Annotated in this window: 13 protein-coding genes; 6 read left to right on the top strand and 7 right to left on the bottom strand. The window is 45.6% G+C overall.

What is annotated here, in order from left to right; translation table 11 throughout:
- Positions 1–84: 84 nt before the first annotated feature.
- From LX99_RS01560 to LX99_RS01550, 3 genes are all read left to right on the top strand, one after another.
- On the top strand, positions 85–822 hold the full coding sequence (locus LX99_RS01560) for a glycosyltransferase family 2 protein (RefSeq protein WP_109605794.1): 738 nt from the start codon (positions 85–87) through the stop codon (positions 820–822).
- A 77-nt stretch (positions 823–899) separates the two neighbouring features.
- Complete coding sequence (locus tag LX99_RS01555) at positions 900–2,003, top strand: MraY family glycosyltransferase (protein WP_109605792.1); 1,104 nt, start codon at positions 900–902, stop codon at positions 2,001–2,003.
- A 60-nt stretch (positions 2,004–2,063) separates the two neighbouring features.
- Positions 2,064–2,438: a hypothetical protein gene (locus tag LX99_RS01550; protein ID WP_109605790.1), complete on the top strand. Its 375-nt coding sequence runs from the start codon at positions 2,064–2,066 to the stop codon at positions 2,436–2,438.
- Positions 2,439–2,456: 18 nt separating this feature from the next.
- Here the strand turns inward: LX99_RS01550 and LX99_RS01545 are convergent, their stop codons facing one another.
- Entirely contained in the window at positions 2,457–2,897 is a 441-nt protein-coding gene (locus LX99_RS01545; RefSeq protein WP_109605787.1) for an SRPBCC family protein, read from the bottom strand.
- A 4-nt stretch (positions 2,898–2,901) separates the two neighbouring features.
- On the bottom strand, positions 2,902–3,582 hold the full coding sequence (locus tag LX99_RS01540) for a DinB family protein (protein ID WP_109605785.1): 681 nt from the start codon (positions 3,580–3,582) through the stop codon (positions 2,902–2,904).
- A 141-nt stretch (positions 3,583–3,723) separates the two neighbouring features.
- Here LX99_RS01540 and LX99_RS01535 point away from each other — a divergent pair, with 141 nt between their 5' ends.
- Positions 3,724–4,707: a GlxA family transcriptional regulator gene (locus tag LX99_RS01535; RefSeq protein WP_109605783.1), complete on the top strand. Its 984-nt coding sequence runs from the start codon at positions 3,724–3,726 to the stop codon at positions 4,705–4,707.
- A 37-nt stretch (positions 4,708–4,744) separates the two neighbouring features.
- Here the strand turns inward: LX99_RS01535 and LX99_RS01530 are convergent, their stop codons facing one another.
- The 4 genes from LX99_RS01530 to LX99_RS01515 are packed head-to-tail and all read right to left on the bottom strand — an operon-like array spanning position 4,745 to position 10,983.
- On the bottom strand, positions 4,745–5,104 hold the full coding sequence (locus LX99_RS01530) for a DUF2200 domain-containing protein (RefSeq protein WP_109605781.1): 360 nt from the start codon (positions 5,102–5,104) through the stop codon (positions 4,745–4,747).
- 56 nt (positions 5,105–5,160) lie between these two features.
- Positions 5,161–6,567 (bottom strand): efflux transporter outer membrane subunit, encoded by a 1,407-nt coding sequence (locus tag LX99_RS01525; protein ID WP_109605779.1) that lies wholly within the window; start codon positions 6,565–6,567, stop codon positions 5,161–5,163.
- A gap of 14 nt (positions 6,568–6,581) precedes the next feature.
- Complete coding sequence (locus LX99_RS01520; protein ID WP_109605777.1) at positions 6,582–9,743, bottom strand: efflux RND transporter permease subunit; 3,162 nt, start codon at positions 9,741–9,743, stop codon at positions 6,582–6,584.
- A gap of 37 nt (positions 9,744–9,780) precedes the next feature.
- Positions 9,781–10,983: an efflux RND transporter periplasmic adaptor subunit gene (locus tag LX99_RS01515; protein ID WP_109606927.1), complete on the bottom strand. Its 1,203-nt coding sequence runs from the start codon at positions 10,981–10,983 to the stop codon at positions 9,781–9,783.
- 607 nt (positions 10,984–11,590) lie between these two features.
- Here LX99_RS01515 and LX99_RS01510 point away from each other — a divergent pair.
- A complete protein-coding gene (locus LX99_RS01510) occupies positions 11,591–14,200 on the top strand; it encodes a tetratricopeptide repeat-containing sensor histidine kinase (protein WP_170122597.1) in 2,610 nt (869 codons plus the stop codon).
- Positions 14,201–14,481: 281 nt separating this feature from the next.
- On the top strand, positions 14,482–15,300 hold the full coding sequence (locus LX99_RS01505) for an alpha/beta fold hydrolase (protein ID WP_109605773.1): 819 nt from the start codon (positions 14,482–14,484) through the stop codon (positions 15,298–15,300).
- Positions 15,301–15,598: 298 nt separating this feature from the next.
- On the opposite strand, the gene LX99_RS01500 is transcribed toward LX99_RS01505, so the two are convergent.
- Positions 15,599–17,539 (bottom strand): sigma 54-interacting response regulator, encoded by a 1,941-nt coding sequence (locus LX99_RS01500; RefSeq protein WP_109605771.1) that lies wholly within the window; start codon positions 17,537–17,539, stop codon positions 15,599–15,601.
- Positions 17,540–17,549 lie beyond the last annotated feature (10 nt).

Here is a 17,549-nt window from a genome sequence, read left to right as displayed (position 1 = left end):
AATATTTAATATAATTAGGCTGCAAAACCAAAAATACATAATTTGCGGCTTTGAATACCGTGTATTTTTCTCAAAGTTATCAGGTTGAAAATCTCACTCATCACTGTTGTTTACAATGCCCGTGATACCATAAGCAAATGTATCGAATCGGTAATCGGGCAAAATTATCCCGATATTGAATATATCATCATCGACGGAGGATCAACCGATGGCACCCTCCAGGTAATAGATCAATATCGCCCCCACATCCATATTTTCATATCCGAACCGGATAAAGGCATATATGATGCCATGAATAAAGGTATAGCCCTTGCTTCCGGCGAAATTGTTGGAACGCTCAATGCAGATGATTTTTTTGTAAATGAGGATGTTTTATCATCTGTAGCAGCCGCTTTTTTAGCTCATGAAACCGAAATTGTATATGGAAACCTTCATTATGTAAATCCGGCCGGTAAGGTTATACGTAAGTGGCAAAGCGCGGAGTGTGGAAAAAATTCCTTTAATTGGGGATTTATGCCCCCTCACCCCACTTTTTATTGCAGGCGGTACCTGTTTGAAAAACTGGGTTTTTATCGACTTGAATACGGTTCGGCGGGCGATTATGAATTGATGGTAAGATTTATGCATAAGTATCATATAAAAAGCCATTATTTAAATACGGTAATGGTTAAGATGCAGGTTGGTGGGGTAAGTAACAAGAATATTATAAACCGCTTTAAGGCCTGGTCACATGATTTTAAGGCTATGAAGACAAACGGAGTCGGGTATCCCTTGTTTGCCCTCACGTTAAAGCCGCTGCGAAAAATCTTTCAGTTTTTTTAATTACAGGTTAGAGTTGACTAAATGCCATATAAAAGGTAAGATGAGTAAGCTGATTATTATAAATATTTTAATAGCATATGCTTGAACTTTTACGCTCTTCTCATTTGGTGTATAATGTATTGATTGTTGTTTTTTCAATCTTCATTACATTACTATGCATCCCTTCTATATTGCACGTTGCCCGGGCTCGCCATTTATATGATGATGTTGGTCATTTCCGTAAGCAGCATGATCATGGAATACCAAGGTTGGGGGGAGTGGCCATTTTTGTGAGTTTTACCATCACGGCCATGTTGTTCAGTGTTATTGATAAGTCGTTACCTTTAAGTTACCTGCTTACGGCTTGTATTATGTTGTTTGCCATGGGCCTAAAGGATGATCTTTCCGGGGTTAATTCAAGTACTAAATTCCTTATTCAGTTTGTTGTTGCCGCTATCCTGGTAATTCCGGGCGATATCCGGATAACAAGCATGTATGGCATCTTTAATATTTCAGCTTTGCCCTATGCCCCAAGCGTAATATTATCCATACTGGGTATTATGCTCATCATTAACGCGTTTAACCTCATTGACGGCATCGACGGTTTGGCTGCTACCACCGGTATCATTGTCAACAGCACTTTCGCTGCATTGTTCATTTACATGGGCGAGTATGAACTTGCTGCTATATCACTCGCTATGGTTGGCGCTACAGTTGGTTTTTTAAGATATAACATCACCCCCGCCAAGATATTTATGGGCGATACCGGCGCGCTGCTTATCGGTTTATTGTCGGCGGTAATGGCTATCAGGTTTATGGAAATCAGCCGCAACAACAGCGTTGAGCCGCTATTGCATTCATGCGGGCCGGCACTGACCTTAGCCATATTGTCGGGACCTATTTTTGATACCCTGAGGGTGTTTGTACTCAGGATCAGCAAAGGGAGATCGCCTTTTGATGCCGACCGGAACCATATTCATCACCTGTTATTATCATTAGGTCTTACCCACGTACAGGCTACATTGTTGCTTTCGGTTATCAATTTAATGATGATAGGCATTGTGTTTTTGTTTGGTAACATCGGTAATACGTTGCTGATCCTTTTAATTATAGGCGGCTTTTTGGCTGCAAACCGGCTCATCCTGTTTTTCCTGCGCCGAAAAGGCGCCTCTGGTTATGCTTTTTATAAATCAAAAATTTAAACTATATTTAATTGATTAACAGCTTTTTATAGCCTTTTAACCGGAAAATCCAGGCGAACAATGAAAAAGCCGGTACCTTTCAGTTTTCTGCTTCATTACCTTCCCGCTACTATTATCATTAAACCGGCTATCGGTATGTTTAATATTTATTTTGATAGAAAGTTGGTTTTCATTTTCAGGCAAACGGCTAAAAACCCTCAACATAACGGAATTTGGATATCTACCCAAAGAGAGCATCATAATAGCCTGAAAACACAGGTTAGGGCGCTGACTGATTTTAAGCTGGAAGAAGGTTTTGATACGGCCTGGCTACTGCTTAGCGATAAAAACGACGATTTTGAAAACGCAGCTATCCAACTCTGTGAATTGGTGTCGGCAAAGGATAACCGCATAGGTAAAATAACGCCCATGAGCAGGGCATTATTTGAGGCGTAATGTTTTTATACGGTTGTTTTAGTCCATCAATGGGTCCGGGTGGCCTTTTCCCGTAATTATCAGGTTATGCAAACTTTGCAGGTAGTAGGTCCAGCCTCCTTTGCAGGCACCGTAACAGGCCAGGTTGGGCGTTAAACCTATGTGGGTGAAGTAAAGTGTTGTCTGGCCGTTATGCGCTTCAATATCAAATACCATACTGGTGCCCGTCCATTCGGTTTTGTCGTCAACAAAATTAATGCTGCCGTCGGTGGTTAACCAAACAATCTTTTTAACCGGAATAACTTCCGTTAGCCGGTGCCGGCTGTAGTGGATATCTTTGTGGCGGTAAGTAAATTCATCACCCGGCTGTTTCGATTCTCCTTCCAATCCTTCCCACCACCAGCCGCGAACGTTTGTTACAGCGTTAAACACCTCTTGCGGTGTTTGGGTAACGGTAAATGAAGTCCTAAAATCATTCATAAGCTTAACTTTTCGGAAAACCGGCGTCTGCTTTCACCTCCGCAATTTGCTGTGTATGCCTGTTGGTATGCGCCGGGATCAGCAGGATAAACTGGTAGGCATCATACGTTCCGATAGGTAATACGGATACATGGTTCCGCAGGTCGTCCGGCGTTTTTTTAACAAATGCTATCAGCTTTTCACGGTTTTCCTTAAACGCGGCGAGCGCTTCTTTAGTAGTTTTATAAGGCGAGTTTTCAGGCTCAAGCGCGGCAAAGGTTTTCGATTTGTGCGATCTGTCTTCTACCGCTTTAATCAATTGTTCGTCGGTAAATTGGATACCCGCTCTTTTTTCGGGGTTCGCAGGTTGTTTTAGTGATGCATCCACCAGCTCCCAAAGGTTTTTCTCGGCTGCCGCTATGTGTTTAATACATTCGGCTATACTCCACCTGTCCGTCGCCGACTTAAATTGTAGCTGTGCCTCCGTCAGGCCCTCTACAGAAGCAAAAACCGCCGATTCTGTCTGCGTTAAAAGATCAACAGCATATGCTCTTTCCTTAGGCGTAAGTTCAACCTGTTTGCTTGTTGTTGGTGCTGCTATCATAACTGTATGTTGTTGCTGGTTGATCATTTTAGGTCGGGCATGGCTGTTATAAAGACTAAGGCCCAGCAAGGGCAACAAAACCCCAAAAGTTTTCTTTTTCATTGGTTTATTGATATGGTGTAACCAACAGTGGTTCACACAAATCTACAATCCATTTGTAGCTGCAATGGGGTGTTATTTAGACAATATGACGGGTTGATTTAGACATCCTCAAATACTTATCTTTATCTTAAAGCCATCGTTATGAAGCACCTTACCATCATCGTACCCCAAGGGGAAAATAACCTGAGCAGCATTGTAGGCGCCTACATAATTTTTACCCGCGCCAACGCTTACTGTAAAGATGCAGGCAAAAAGGAAGTTTTTAAGATTGAACTGGCCGGCATTTCGGGCGAAGTTGATTTTTACGGAGGCCTTTTTACGGCCCGGCCGCATAAACATATTTCGGAAATTGACCGTACCAACCTGGTTATCATTCCTTCTCTTAACCATAACTATCAGCAAGCCATACAAGCTAATGGTGAGTTAATTGATTGGATAGCCAGGCAATATCGTAACGGTGCCTGCGTTGCCAGTATTTGTACCGGTGCCTACCTGCTGGCCGCTGCCGGTTTACTCGACGGTAAAAGTTGTTCCACGCACTGGTCGGCGGCCGACCAACTGAAGCTGCTTTATCCTAAAGTGAATTTAAAAACCGACCAGCTGATTACCGATGAACAGGGCATTTACACCAACGGCGGGGCTTATTCCTTTCTTAACCTGATCCTTTACCTGGTTGAAAAATATTACGACCGTCAAACGGCTATTTTCTGTTCGAAGGTTTTCCAGATCGAAATGGACCGCCACAGCCAGTCGGCTTTCATTATTTTTAAGGGTCAACGCTCGCATAGCGACGAGCTTATCAAAAAAGCACAGGTTTATATTGAAAATAATCCGGAAGAAAAAATATCTGTCGAACAACTCGCATCCAGCTTCGCCATCGGTCGTCGCAATTTCGACAGGCGTTTTATTAAAGCTACCGGTAACACCCCTGTAGAATATGCCCAGCGGGTTAAAATGGAAATTGCCAAGAAAGCGTTTGAAACCACCCGCAAAACAGTTAATGAAGTGATGTACGAGGTTGGCTATGCCGATATGAAAGCTTTTAGAGAGGTGTTTCGTAAAATCACCGGGCTTTCGCCTTTAGCCTATCGCGACCGCTATAATAAGGACGCGGCAGGGATGTAAAACCCTGGCCGATGTGTAGCTGAATATTTAATGCGGTTCAGGCCCGCAATATTTTTTCCATCTTTCTGCCTTTGGCCAGTTCATCTACCAGTTTGTCCAGGTAACGTACATTGCGCGTTAGCGGATCTTCGATCTCTTCAATCCGGTAACCGCAGATCATGCCGGTAATAAGTGGCGCGTTAGCATTGAGCGAGGCCGAGGCAAAGAATGTTTCGAAGGTTACCTTCCGGTCTGCCAAATCAGCAATCTGTTCATCATCAAAGCCGGTTAGCCAGGTAATCACCTCGTGAAGTTCCTGTTTTGTGCGGCCTTTCTTTTCTACTTTTGCCACATAATGGGGATATACCGAAGCGAAGGTCATTTTCGCAATACGCTCGTTATGGGTGTTGGTATTCATGATGTTGAAGCAGCTAAGGTTAATAATTGATTACTGTAAAGGTATCGATTAAAAATCTATCGCCAGCCACCGCCCAAGGCCCGGTACAAATTAACTACCGATTGTAATTCCTGCAGTTTATCATTTACTCCGCTTAGTTGCGCCGCCAGCAGGTTTTGCTCGGATGTAAGCACGTCTGTATAATTTGTGGCCGAACTGTAACGCAGCAGCTGCTGTGTGTAAGTTACCGATTTTTGCAGCGCTGCTATTTGTTTAGCGCGGGCATCCTGCTTTTCAACCGCGGTTTGGTGCGCATAAAGCGCGTCCGATACTTCCTGGCCTGCTACCAGCAATGTTTTTTGAAAGCTGTTCAACGCTTCCTGCTGCTGGGCCTGGGCCGTACGCAGGCGCGCTTTGTTGATACCCTGGTTAAATATGGGCTGGGTTAATCCCCCAACAATATTATAGAATACCGAGTGATCAAAAAAGTCTTTCAGCTGCAGGCTTGAAAATCCGGCCGATGCAGTGATCGTAAACTGGGGATAAAAGTATCCGCGGGCCACATTGGTATTTTCAAATGCTGCCCTGAAAGCGTATTCCCCCTGCTGTACGTCGGGGCGGTTGGCCAATAGTTGTGAAGGCAGCCCGGTTTGCAAAGACGCAGTAATATTTTGGTTTGCGAGCGCTGAACGGCTGATCGGACCGGGGCTGCGGGCCAGTAAAATATCCAGGGCGTTTTCAGTTTCGCGGATGCTGCGTTTCAGATCGGGGATGGATACTTCGGCGGCGTAGCGATTGGCTTCGCTTTGCACTACGGCAGCGCCGGTTACCACTGCGCCTTCTTTCAGCTTTTTCATCGTCTCCACATCTTTAATGCGGTTGGCCAGGGTCTCTTTGGTTATTTCCAGCTGCCGGTCAAGCGCCAGTAATAAAAAATAATTATTGGCTATATCAGCTATCAGCTGGGTTTGTACCGCCCGTTTGGCGGCATCGGTTTGCAGGTAGCCTGCAAGCGCGGCCCGTTTGGCGCTGGTTAGTTTTCCCCAAATGTCTGCTTCCCAGGAGGTACTTAAGCCGGCCTGGTAGGTAGTGGTTAATGTGTTAAAACCTATACCCGACGGAAAGTTTAGTCCGGCGGTTGATTGTTTGGACCGGGTTACCGATGCGTTGCCGCTTACATTGGGTAGCAAAGCGCCTTTGCTTTGCAGCAAAGCTGCCTGCGCTTCGGCAATGCGCTGAATAGCGTTTTTCAGGTCGAGGTTGTTATTCAATCCTTCCCGGATCAAGGCCTTTAAAGTGGTATCGGTAAAAAGCGTTTGCCAGGGCATTAATGCCAGCGTAGCGCTGTCTGTAGTATTCACATCGCGGTACAAATTTCCGGTGTTTAAACCCGGTTGCTGATATTTTTTATTAACCAGGCACGACGACATCGCCAGGAGCAATATTGCAGGTAAACAGGTATATTTTATAGCTTTTTTATTCATTGCAAAAGGTGAAGTTATGGAGCGGGGATTGTTTCGGGCGCGTCGTCGTCTTCGTCGCGGTATTTATTCGGCGGGCTTACGCGCTCCTGCAGTAACTGGAAAATAATGAACAGCACGGGGATCACGAATACGCCGAACACCGTACCTACAAACATGCCGCCCACCGCGCCGGCACCGATGGAGCGGTTACCATTAGCCCCGGCACCGGTTGAAAACATCAACGGCATAATCCCGAAAATAAAGGCGAATGACGTCATCAGGATGGGGCGTAAGCGGGCTTCGGCACCGGCAATCGCCGCGGGGATGATCTCCATACCCGCCCTGCGCCTGTCGAGCGCGAACTCCACAATCAGGATGGCGTTTTTGGCTAATAAACCGATGAGCATGATGAGCGAGATCTGCAAATAGATGTTACTGCCGATATCGAAGATCCGGGCAAAAATGTAAGTGCCCGCCAAACCAACCGGCAGCGACAACAGCACCGCAAAGGGTAGGATATAGCTCTCGTACTGGGCGCTGAGCAAAAAGTAAACAAACACCAGGCACAGGATAAAAATGTAAGCTGATTGTGTACCGGTACTTAATTCCTCGCGGGTTAACCCTGAAAACTCGTAATCATAACCGGCCGGGAGTGTTTGCGCCGCGGTTTCCTGGATGGCTTTAATGGCATCGCCGGTACTGTAACCCGGGTTAGGCGAACCTGATACTGATATGGCCGTAAACAGGTTAAAGCGTGAGATAGACTCAGGGCCAAATACCCGCTTCAACGTAACAAAGGTAGTAATGGGGGCCATTACCCCGGCATTATTGCGCACAAATATTTTGCTCAAGCCGGTTTGGTTAGTGCGGTAATCATAATCGGCCTGTACCATTACCCTGTATTGTTTACCAAACTGGTTAAAGTTTGAGGCATACAAACCACCGTAATATCCCTGCAGTGTACCCAATACCGAGTTTACGCTAACGCCTGCCTCCTTACATTTGGCCACGTTTACATCAACCTGGAACTGTGGGAAGTTAGGATTGAATGATGAGTTCAGGTTTTGAATTTCCTTGCGTTTGCGTAAGGCCGCCTGGAAATCGTTACTTACTTTAAAGATCTCGTTAATGGTATGGCCGCCTTTATCCTGTAACTGGAACTCAAAGCCATCGCTGTTACCGAAGCCCTGTAGCGTAGGGGGCGAAAAGTAAAATACGCTGGCCTCGCGCAGCCCGGCGGTTTTAGCAAAAAGCTGACCGATAATACTTTCAAGACTTTGATTTTTTTGCTTGCGGTGGTCCCAGTCTTTTAATTTCAGGATCACCATGGCATAAGCGCTGCCCGACCCGGCCAGGAAGTTAAAACCTACCAGTTTAAGCGAATTTTCCACCTCCGGAAAGGTACGGCCAATGCTGTCAATTTTAGTGGCTACAGCTTCGGTACGCTCCATGGATGAGGCAGGCGGTAAGCTGATGGCTGCAAATATCGTACCCTGGTCTTCATTGGGCACAAAGCTGGATGGCGTGGTTTTTACCAGGAAGGCGAAAGCCCCGGCAAATACTAGCACCGTGGCTATCACTATCCATTTGCGGCGGGCCAAAAAGCCTATTGATTTTTGGTACTTACCGCTTACCATATCGAACGAGGTGTTGAACGCTACATAAAACCGGTTGATGAAGCCGTGTTTAGGCTGGCCTTTTTGGTGTGGTTTTAAAAACAGCGCGCATAGGGCAGGGCTTAGTGTTAACGCGTTTACCGCCGATAATATAATGGCCACCGCCAGTGTAATACCAAACTGCTTATAAAACACACCGGTAGAGCCGGATATAAACGTAACCGGTAAAAACACGGCCGACATAACGAGCGTGATGGAAACGATAGCGCCCGAAATTTCGTTCATCGCATCCACCGAGGCTTTCCGGGCCGATTTATAGCCCTGGTCGAGTTTGGCATGTACGGCCTCTACCACCACAATGGCATCATCTACCACAATACCTATGGCCAATACCAATGCGAATAGCGTAAGCAGGTTAATGGTAAAGCCAAACAGGTTGAGGAAAAAGAAGGTGCCTACAATAGCTACCGGAACGGCTATGGCTGGAATGAGGGTTGACCGGAAATCCTGCAGGAAAACAAACACTACGATGAATACCAGTATAAAGGCTTCTATCAGGGTGCTGATCACTTTTTCTATCGAAGCATTTAAAAACTCATTGGCATCAACCAGGTAAGCAACTTTTACACCGTGCGGAAATTTTTCAGCTGCCTGATCGATGATTTTCCTGGTTTCATTAATTACATCGTGCGCGTTTGAGCCTGCTGTTTGGCTGATGGCCACGCCCACCGATGGCAAACCGTTGGTTTGCTCCACAAACGAATAGTCGAGAGCGCCAAGTTCAACGCGGGCTACATCATGCAACCGCAGCAACTCGCCGTTGCCTACCGATTTGATGATCATATCACCAAACTCTTTAGGTGTTTGCAGGCGGCCTTTGTAGCGCAGTACATATTGAAACGGTTCGTGGCTGTTTTCGCCGAATTTACCGGGCGCAGCTTCAATGTTCTGCTCGTTCAGGGCCTCGGTAATATCATCGGGCACCAAACCATAGCGCGACATGATATCAGGCTTAAGCCAGATGCGCATCGAATAATCCTTCGATCCGAAAACCTGTGCCTGCCCCACGCCGGTAACACGCTGAATTTGCGGTACAAGGTTAATTTTGGTATAGTTTTGCAAAAAGGTTTCATCGTAGGTTTTGTCTTCGCTGTACAGGGAAAATATAACCAGCTCACTGCTCTGGCTTTTGGATACCGATACCCCCGATTGCGTAACCACCAAAGGCAGTAAACTGGTAGCCCTTGATACGCGGTTTTGCACGTTTACGGCGGCCAGATCGGGGTTGGTGCCTACTTTAAAAAATACGGTAATGGATGCCGAACCATCATTACTGGCCGATGAGGTCATGTAGGTCATGTTCTCAACGCCGTTTATCTGTTCTTCCAGCGGGATGATCACGCTTTTAAGTACCACATCGGCATTGGCGCCGCTGTAAAAAGCCTGTACCTGTACGGTAGGCGGGGCGATATCCGGGTATTGGGATACCGGTAATGTAGCAAGGCCAAGTACCCCTAATATCACCAGGATCACCGATATAACGGTTGACAGTACAGGGCGTTCTATAAATTTTTTAAGCATGGTATTGCTTTATGTATGGGGTAAGGTGCTTGTATGTTTATTTAATATCGCCGTAAACGCTTTGCGCGCTTACCGGGGTAGGTTTTATTACGGTGCCATCTTTCAAATTGCCGCTGCTTTCAAGGATAATCACATCGCCGGGCTTTAAGCCTCCGGTAACTACATAAAACTGTCTCTCAGTATTATCCATCACGTCGATGGCGGTGTTTTTAACTTTCTTTTGCGCGTCTACCACGTAAACAAAACGTTTGTTCTGCAACTCGTAAGTGGCCGATTGTGGTACCATGATGGCATTTTTAATTACATTGGGTATCCTAACCGTAGCGCTGCTCCCGCTGCGGATCACGCCGCGTGGGTTAATAAAATCTGCGCGTACGTTGGCCGCACCTGTCGCCGTATTAATTAAGCCGTTAATGGTTTCAACACGGCCGGTATGTTCATAAACGCTGCTATCGGGCAATATTAACGATACATCAGGCAGTTTGGCAATTTTGGCGCTTAACGATGTTTTGTTTGAGCTATCGCGGGTAAAAGCTAACAGCGCCTTTTCATTTAAAGCGAAATAGGCGTATACATTAGCTGTGTTGTAAACAGTGGTTAACGGTTCGGTAGTATTCGCGCTTACCAGGCTGCCCAACTTGTACGGTAATGAACCTATTACGCCGTTAACCGGGCTGGTAATGGTAGTGTAACCCACATTAATCTGCGCGTTTACAAGCGCCGCTTTAGCCTGCGCCAGCGCCGCCGCTTTTGACTGTTCATTATATTCCGCGGTTTCCAGCTCATATTTGCTGATGATATCCTGCTGTACCAGCGGCTTTACTTTGTTAACCTGCATGCGGGCAAGCGCCAGGTCGGCCTCGGCGGTTTTTATGCCAGCCTGGGCCGTGCGTACATCCTGCTCATATTGAGGGGCGCTTATTTTAAAAAGGAGTTGCCCTTTAGTTACGGTGCTGCCCTCATCTACATAAATTTTCTCTACATAACCGTCAACTTTAGGCCGGATCTCGATATTCTGCTGCCCCTGGATACTTGCAGGATAATCTACATTGAGGGTTGCCTGCCTTGGTTGTATTTCAAGCACTTTATAATCAAGAATCTGTTCGGCGCCTTCGCCGCCTTTATTTTTGTTGTTACCGTTGCCACATGATGAAAATATCAGCATTGATAAAAGTGATGCGGTGCCGGCTACTTTCAGTAGCAATTGCCTGCTTTTTAGCCATTCGGGTTTTAAATTCATCAAATTGTGTTGGGTAAACATTGGGTTATCTTGATTCTTGTATTTAAGTTCTTTTAAGGGGAGCATCCCGCTTTTTATAATTTTTGCAGAGAAGCTGTTTGAAAAAGGAGCCATCACAACCAACCGATCAATCCCCTTTAGCATAAGTGATCGCAACGGAGAATTGCCGGCGCTAATGATGCCGGATAGAGGTTGCTTTAATGGCTTTTTTTATCAAACCGTTTTTAACAGGCTTCTGCGTTTGATTTTAAATATTAAACCCCCAAAACTGCTCATTTTAAAGGGGATTGCCAAAATAATTGAACAATAGGTGATATACGCCCATTTTTATAACTAAATGTTTATAAAAGAATAGGGGATAGCTCCATCATCAAACCGATGCGGTAATGATTATCGCGCTTTGCCGTTTTTACATGATCTTTGTCCACTGGCAGAGTATTAGCGCTCTTTCGTTTAATCATCGTACCCCGACGGTAAATTCACGATATATCGTAAGTTGTTTGGGGCATGTTTTTATTTAACTTTCTTAAAATCAATTTCCTGTTAAATGGAAGGATATTTGACGGGTATAAGTTCCGTAACTCTTTTTCATGACCATCTTACACCTGTGACGAAGCCACCGGAGCAAAAAATGAAGATACTTCAGCAAATCAGGCGTCCGTATTACCGGGCATGTTTTACCGTGCTTATCATGCTATGCGGCTACCAGGGCTATGGGCAGATCGATCTTAAGAATTCCCTCCCCGACCTGAAAACGCAATTTCGTAATGCCGCAGACGATAAATCCAGGATCAGGCTGGCCGTAACCATAGGTGGTTTTTTTCTTACCAATAAGGAAAGGTATGAGATGGTGGAAGATTCGGCGGGCAAGTATGTAACTGTGGCAGAATCCATCAATAAGAATATCAACGATAAGGCATCGGCCGATCTGATCGCCATTCTGCAGGCCAGGATCCTTTTACGCAAAGAAAAATTCGCCGCTGTAAATGAAATGATCGGTAAGGCATCGGGAGCGCTCTTTTGCCAGTTACACGCCCTGGCCGGTAATTACTTCCTGGAAAAGCCCGGTGAAGATAAAAGCGACCTGGATATTGCTGAAGGGCATTTTTTGACCGCCCAAAGCTATGCGCACAATAAGGGTATGCCCTCGATAGAACTGATCAACATGGTTTATCGATACAACGTGATGATAGAAAGGCGCAAGGATGAGCAGAGCTGTGAGACCTTCCTGAAGCAGGTGTTAAACTTATGCGAATCTTACCGGTTACCTTACATCAGGTTAAAGGCTTTACAGGCCAAGGCTATTCATGATTTCTATCACCGCAACCTGGTGGGCAGCATGTATAAAGCAGAGATTGCAGCCAGGGCTGTTCACGATGTGCCGGAGGAAACATTTTGCCGTAAACAGATAGCCGATTACTATTTAAGGCAGGGAAACCTTGATTCTGCCGAGATAAACCTTAATCGCGTGCTAAAAGTTTACCAGTCTTTGGGTTATAAAAACCTGCAGTTCACCTACGATCTGTTGGTTGCTACGGCTATGGTAAGGGGCAACCTTGATCAGGCTATGCGCTACAGCCTCACCCTGATCAGTATAGCAGAGAGCACCGGTACAGATATAGCCCTTAACGGGTTTTATTCAAGGCTGGCCGGCATCTGTAAAGATCTGGGACTGGACAGGCAAAGCGCTATGTGGTATAAAAAATGGCGTGATGCCGCAGTTTTGAAAAAAGCGAATTTTCCTCAGCAGGCCTATTTTGAACTGGCCGATGAAATGCTGGCGGCGGGGAAACCGAGGCAGGTTTTAAACATGCTGGATAGTGCGCAAAAGCTATTTAAACATGATGAGATCACAGCGTACTTCCTTCCGCAGCTGCGTTCTAATTGTTATGAAGCACTGCATAAAACCGATAGCGCCGAATTTTTCAATAAAGTGATCATTAATCAAGTTGAGGTACGCGGACTGAAAGATTATCTTTACTACTCGGCTTATAAAAGAATGGCGAGCTTCTATGTTCTTCATGGACAGTTTAGCAAAGCGGCTCCCTTTTTAAAGATGGTTTTTGATGCCGGAGGTGCGGTTGTTCCGGCAGCAGAAATGGCCTTGCTTTATTCGTTCCAATCCAAGGTTGATTCTGCCCGCGGTAATTATTTATCTGCATTAAACTATTTCAAAAAATCCAAGAACATCAGCGACTCTATCTACAACGCTAAAAAACTGGAGCAAACAAAGCGGCTGCAGTTGCAGTTTGCAACGGCCGAGCGCGACCGGGAAAACCTTGATCTGCGCAACCGCAATAATCTGCAAAACAGCGAATTGGAAAAGGGCATGCTGCACCGTAAACTCATCTCTATCGCGTTGGGTGCCTTTGTGTTGATTAGCGGTCTGATGCTTTATTTTTATCGCGTAAAGCTGAAAACAAACAGGCTTTTGCATAAAAGCCAGCAGGAGATCCATAACCAGAATGAACAATTAAAGGCGAGCCAGGAAGAGATTACAGCACAGAATGAGCAATTGAAATTACACCAGGATGAGATCAATGCACGTAACGAGCAGTTGAGGGCAAACCAGGAGGAGATCAGTCTACAGAACGACCAGCTCAACCAGCTGCTCCAGGAAAAAGAATGGCTGATTAAAGAGATCCACCATCGTGTTAAAAATAACCTTCAAATCATATCCAGTCTGTTAAATACGCAGGCATCCTACCTGGATAGCGAACAGGCGGTAGCCGCCATACGAGACAGCCAGAACCGCATGCAGGCAATCTCTATCGTTCATCAAAGACTTTATCAATCGGATGACTTGGCCACCATCAGCATCCGACTTTATATCAAAGAACTTTCGGAATGTATTCTTGATTCCTTCCACGGCAATAACCGGATCAAGTTTAAAATAAACCTGACAGATGCCCTGCTGGATACCGCCCGGACAGTACCGCTTGGCCTCATCCTGAATGAGGCAATTACCAATAGCGTTAAATACGCTTTTGATAAAACTACCACCGGTATCATAACGCTTTCATCTTCCATCACCGATGATAATCTTTACGAACTTGTGATCAGGGATAACGGCCGCGGTTTGCCGGACGATTTTGATATGTATGCCTGTAATTCATTAGGCGTAAATATGATCATAGGTCTCACTGATCAGCTGGGTGGCAGGGTGAGTTTCGCTACCGACGGAGGAACGGTTATTGCCATCGCGTTTCCCGTTTAACAGGCAGGGCCTTTTTCTGATTGTCTTGCCCTATTATTATAAAGTGAGGTTTAAAATTTATGCGCCTTTCGCGGCTGGTGTCGGCGTTTATACGTAAAATCACGAAATAGCGTAAGCGAAAATACTATAGTGTTTATTTAAATTGTTGGAATTTAAGTAGTTGTAATTGCGGCACGCAAATGGTAATTCATTACCTGGCGGGCAACGTAAATAAGTTCGCGGTTCAGTTAAAAAATAGAATTAATTAACTTTTTGATCTTTTAATTACACAACTACACAACATGAAAATTACAGTAAAAGACGGCACCGAAATTTATTACAAAGATTGGGGAACAGGACAACCGATTATGTTTCATCATGGCTGGCCTTTATCAAGCGATGACTGGGACGCGCAATTAATGTTCTTTTTAGAAAAAGGCTACCGCGTTATTGCCCATGACCGCCGCGGGCATGGCAGGTCGAGCCAGGGAGGAACCAATCATAACATGGAAACTTACGCGGCAGATGTTGCCGAACTTACAGCATATCTCGACCTGAAAGATGCCATCCACGTTGGCCACTCTACAGGTGGTGGCGAAGTGATCCACTACGTGAATAAATATGGCAAAGGCCGGGTGGCCAAGGCTGTGCTGGTGAGTGCCGTAACACCACTTATGGTGAAAACCGAAAATAACCCCGACGGCGTGCCCATGGAGGTATTTGATGAGATCCGCCTGAACACCGCTACCAACAGGGCGCAATATTTTCAGGATTTCACCATGCCTTTTTATGGCTTTAACCGTGAAGGTGCCAGGATATCGCAAGGTATCCGCGATAACTGGTGGCGCCAGGGAATGATGGGCGCTGTAAACGCGCATTATTTTGGTATCGCCGCTTTCTCAGAATTCGATTTTTCTGAAGATTTGAAAAATGTGGATATACCGGTATTAGTGCTGCACGGCGAAGATGACCAGATTGTACCATTCGAAATCTCGGGCAAAAAAGCCGTTACCTTGCTGAAAAACGGTAAACTGATATCTTATCCGGGCTTCCCGCATGGTATGCCTGCAACCGAAGCGGCTACCATTAATGCTGATATTTTAAGCTTCATCCAGTCTTAAAACGTATAATATTTATAACGGGGTCCAGGGAGTGCACAAACATTCCCTGGACTTTTTTTTGCGGGTAAATAACAAACCTGGTAGTATTTACTTTAACAGGCGGTTATAAGAGGGTAACAATACCCGCCGCCGTAATTTATCCCGGGGAAATGGAGTTTATCAATAAGGCAGCACGGCAGTTCTGGGATATCCCCGCAGCAATTGATACGGTGCTGCAACCGGAAGTTATCACATTCAGGCCGGAGCTTTCAGAACGGGAGAACTGACCGTTACGCCGCCAGATCTCCTGTTTTTGACATTATTTCACATACTCATACTTAATCCCCAATCGTTTGATCTTGGAATTAAGCGTTGTTGATGGCATATTCAGCATTTCTGCCGCGCCGCCCTCACCAAAGATCTTCCCTTTACAAATTTTCAATATCTCAAGAATATGCTCCCGTTCCATCTCTTCCATTGTCCTTACACGATAGCCTTCTTTCTGCGGCCCGGCAGCCATAGCCGAAACTTTAGGGATCTCAATCGTCTCAATACTATCACCGGTCGCCATTAACAAACTGCGCTCAATTAAATGTTCAAGTTCACGGATATTTCCAGGCCAGTCGTATTGTAGCAAAGTCTGCATGGCCGTTTCACTGATTCCTGAAACATTTTTGCCCGATCTTTTGGCAAAACGGTCTAAAAAATAGTTGGCCAGCAGCGGGATATCTTCCTTCCGTTGCCTCAGTGCAGGCAGCTCTATCGGGAATACGTTGAGCCTGTAATACAGGTCAAGCCTGAAACGCCCTTCGGCTACCTCTTTTTCCAGGTTTCGGTTGGTAGCTGTTATAATCCGCACGTTCACCTTTTTGGTGTAGTTGCCCCCAAGCCGTTCAATTTCCTTCTCCTGTAAAACGCGCAGCAGTTTAACCTGTGCTTCAAGCGGCAATTCACCTATCTCATCCAAGAATATGGTACCGCCGTCGGCCTGTTCAAATTTACCCGTTCTTTTTTCGGTAGCGCCGGTAAATGCGCCCCGCTCGTGCCCGAATAACTCCGATTCTATCAGGCTTATGGGAAGTGCTGCACAGTTAACCGTTACCATAGGCTTATTTTTTCTTGGTGACAGTTTATGGATGGTTTGCGCTATGCGCTCCTTCCCGGTCCCGCTTTCTCCTACAACTAACACGGAGGTTTCATCGGGCGCAACGATGGTAATTTTATGAAATACCGCCTTGAGCAGAGGACTTTCGCCAATAATACCATTAAAATTCTGAGAAGCCGCCGGCAGGCTGAGCGGCAGCGGCGTTGTTTTAACAGTTCTCGTCTGTTTTACTTCCGCATCCTTTTTCAGGAGTACATCGGTAATTAATTGTTTCAGCGCTACGTCGTTTTTTTGAAGCAAGTCAAGCTGTAGCTTATTGTAACCATCAGGAGCGGTGCTTAAAAACAGGAATTTATAAACATACCCATCATCCAAAAGCACATCATAACACAAGGCGGATTGATATTGATAATGATCGCTCAGGGCTTTTAGCCACAAGCTATCCATTTTTAAACGCCTGAACTCAAAATTATTGTAAAACTGGTTTTTGGTGTCGGCTGGCGAGGGTTTCCATGACCGGTAATCTCTTTGTGTAACACCCGTTAGCTGCAACAGGTCGTTAAGTGTTTGCACCTGGAACAGGTTCAGGTTGTTTTTTACGAGATAAACCTGCTCTTGCTCGGCCGATGGGTCGTTTTTGCTGATCTGTAAACAATCAAACGGCACCACGGCCTGCAAAACAGCCGCCGCCTGTTTCAGCTTCTCGTCCCTGGTATCGGATTTAGCGGCTATCATGGCTACCTGATCTTTAAGCGATGTAACCCGCGCCTGATTAAGCCTTGTACTTTGTTCATGCCTGTAAAGGGCGATATCGAGCATCACCAACAAATCTTTTTCCCTAAACGGTTTAACCAGGAAACCATAAGGTTCCGTAGCCTTCGCGGCCTCCAATATAGCCTGGTTGGTATTTGCCGATATATAAATGAACGGAATGCCCATTTCGCTTAATTGACCGGCCAGATCTATACCCGTTTTGCTGCCCTGTAAAAATATATCAAGAAGCACCCAATCAGGGTTTTTAGCCTTGATCAGGTCTGTAGCCTTGGCTACCGATGGCGCAATGCCGCAAACTTTATAACCTGCTTTTTGAAGCATGATCCTCAGATCGTTCGCGACTATAAACTCATCTTCAACTATTAAAATCTGCTCTTTCATTGCTTATATC

The sequence above is a fragment of the Mucilaginibacter oryzae genome, from assembly GCF_003148845.1.
GTDB classification, from domain to species: Bacteria; Bacteroidota; Bacteroidia; order Sphingobacteriales; family Sphingobacteriaceae; genus Mucilaginibacter; species Mucilaginibacter oryzae.
This window is presented reverse-complemented; position numbering and strand designations above follow the sequence as displayed.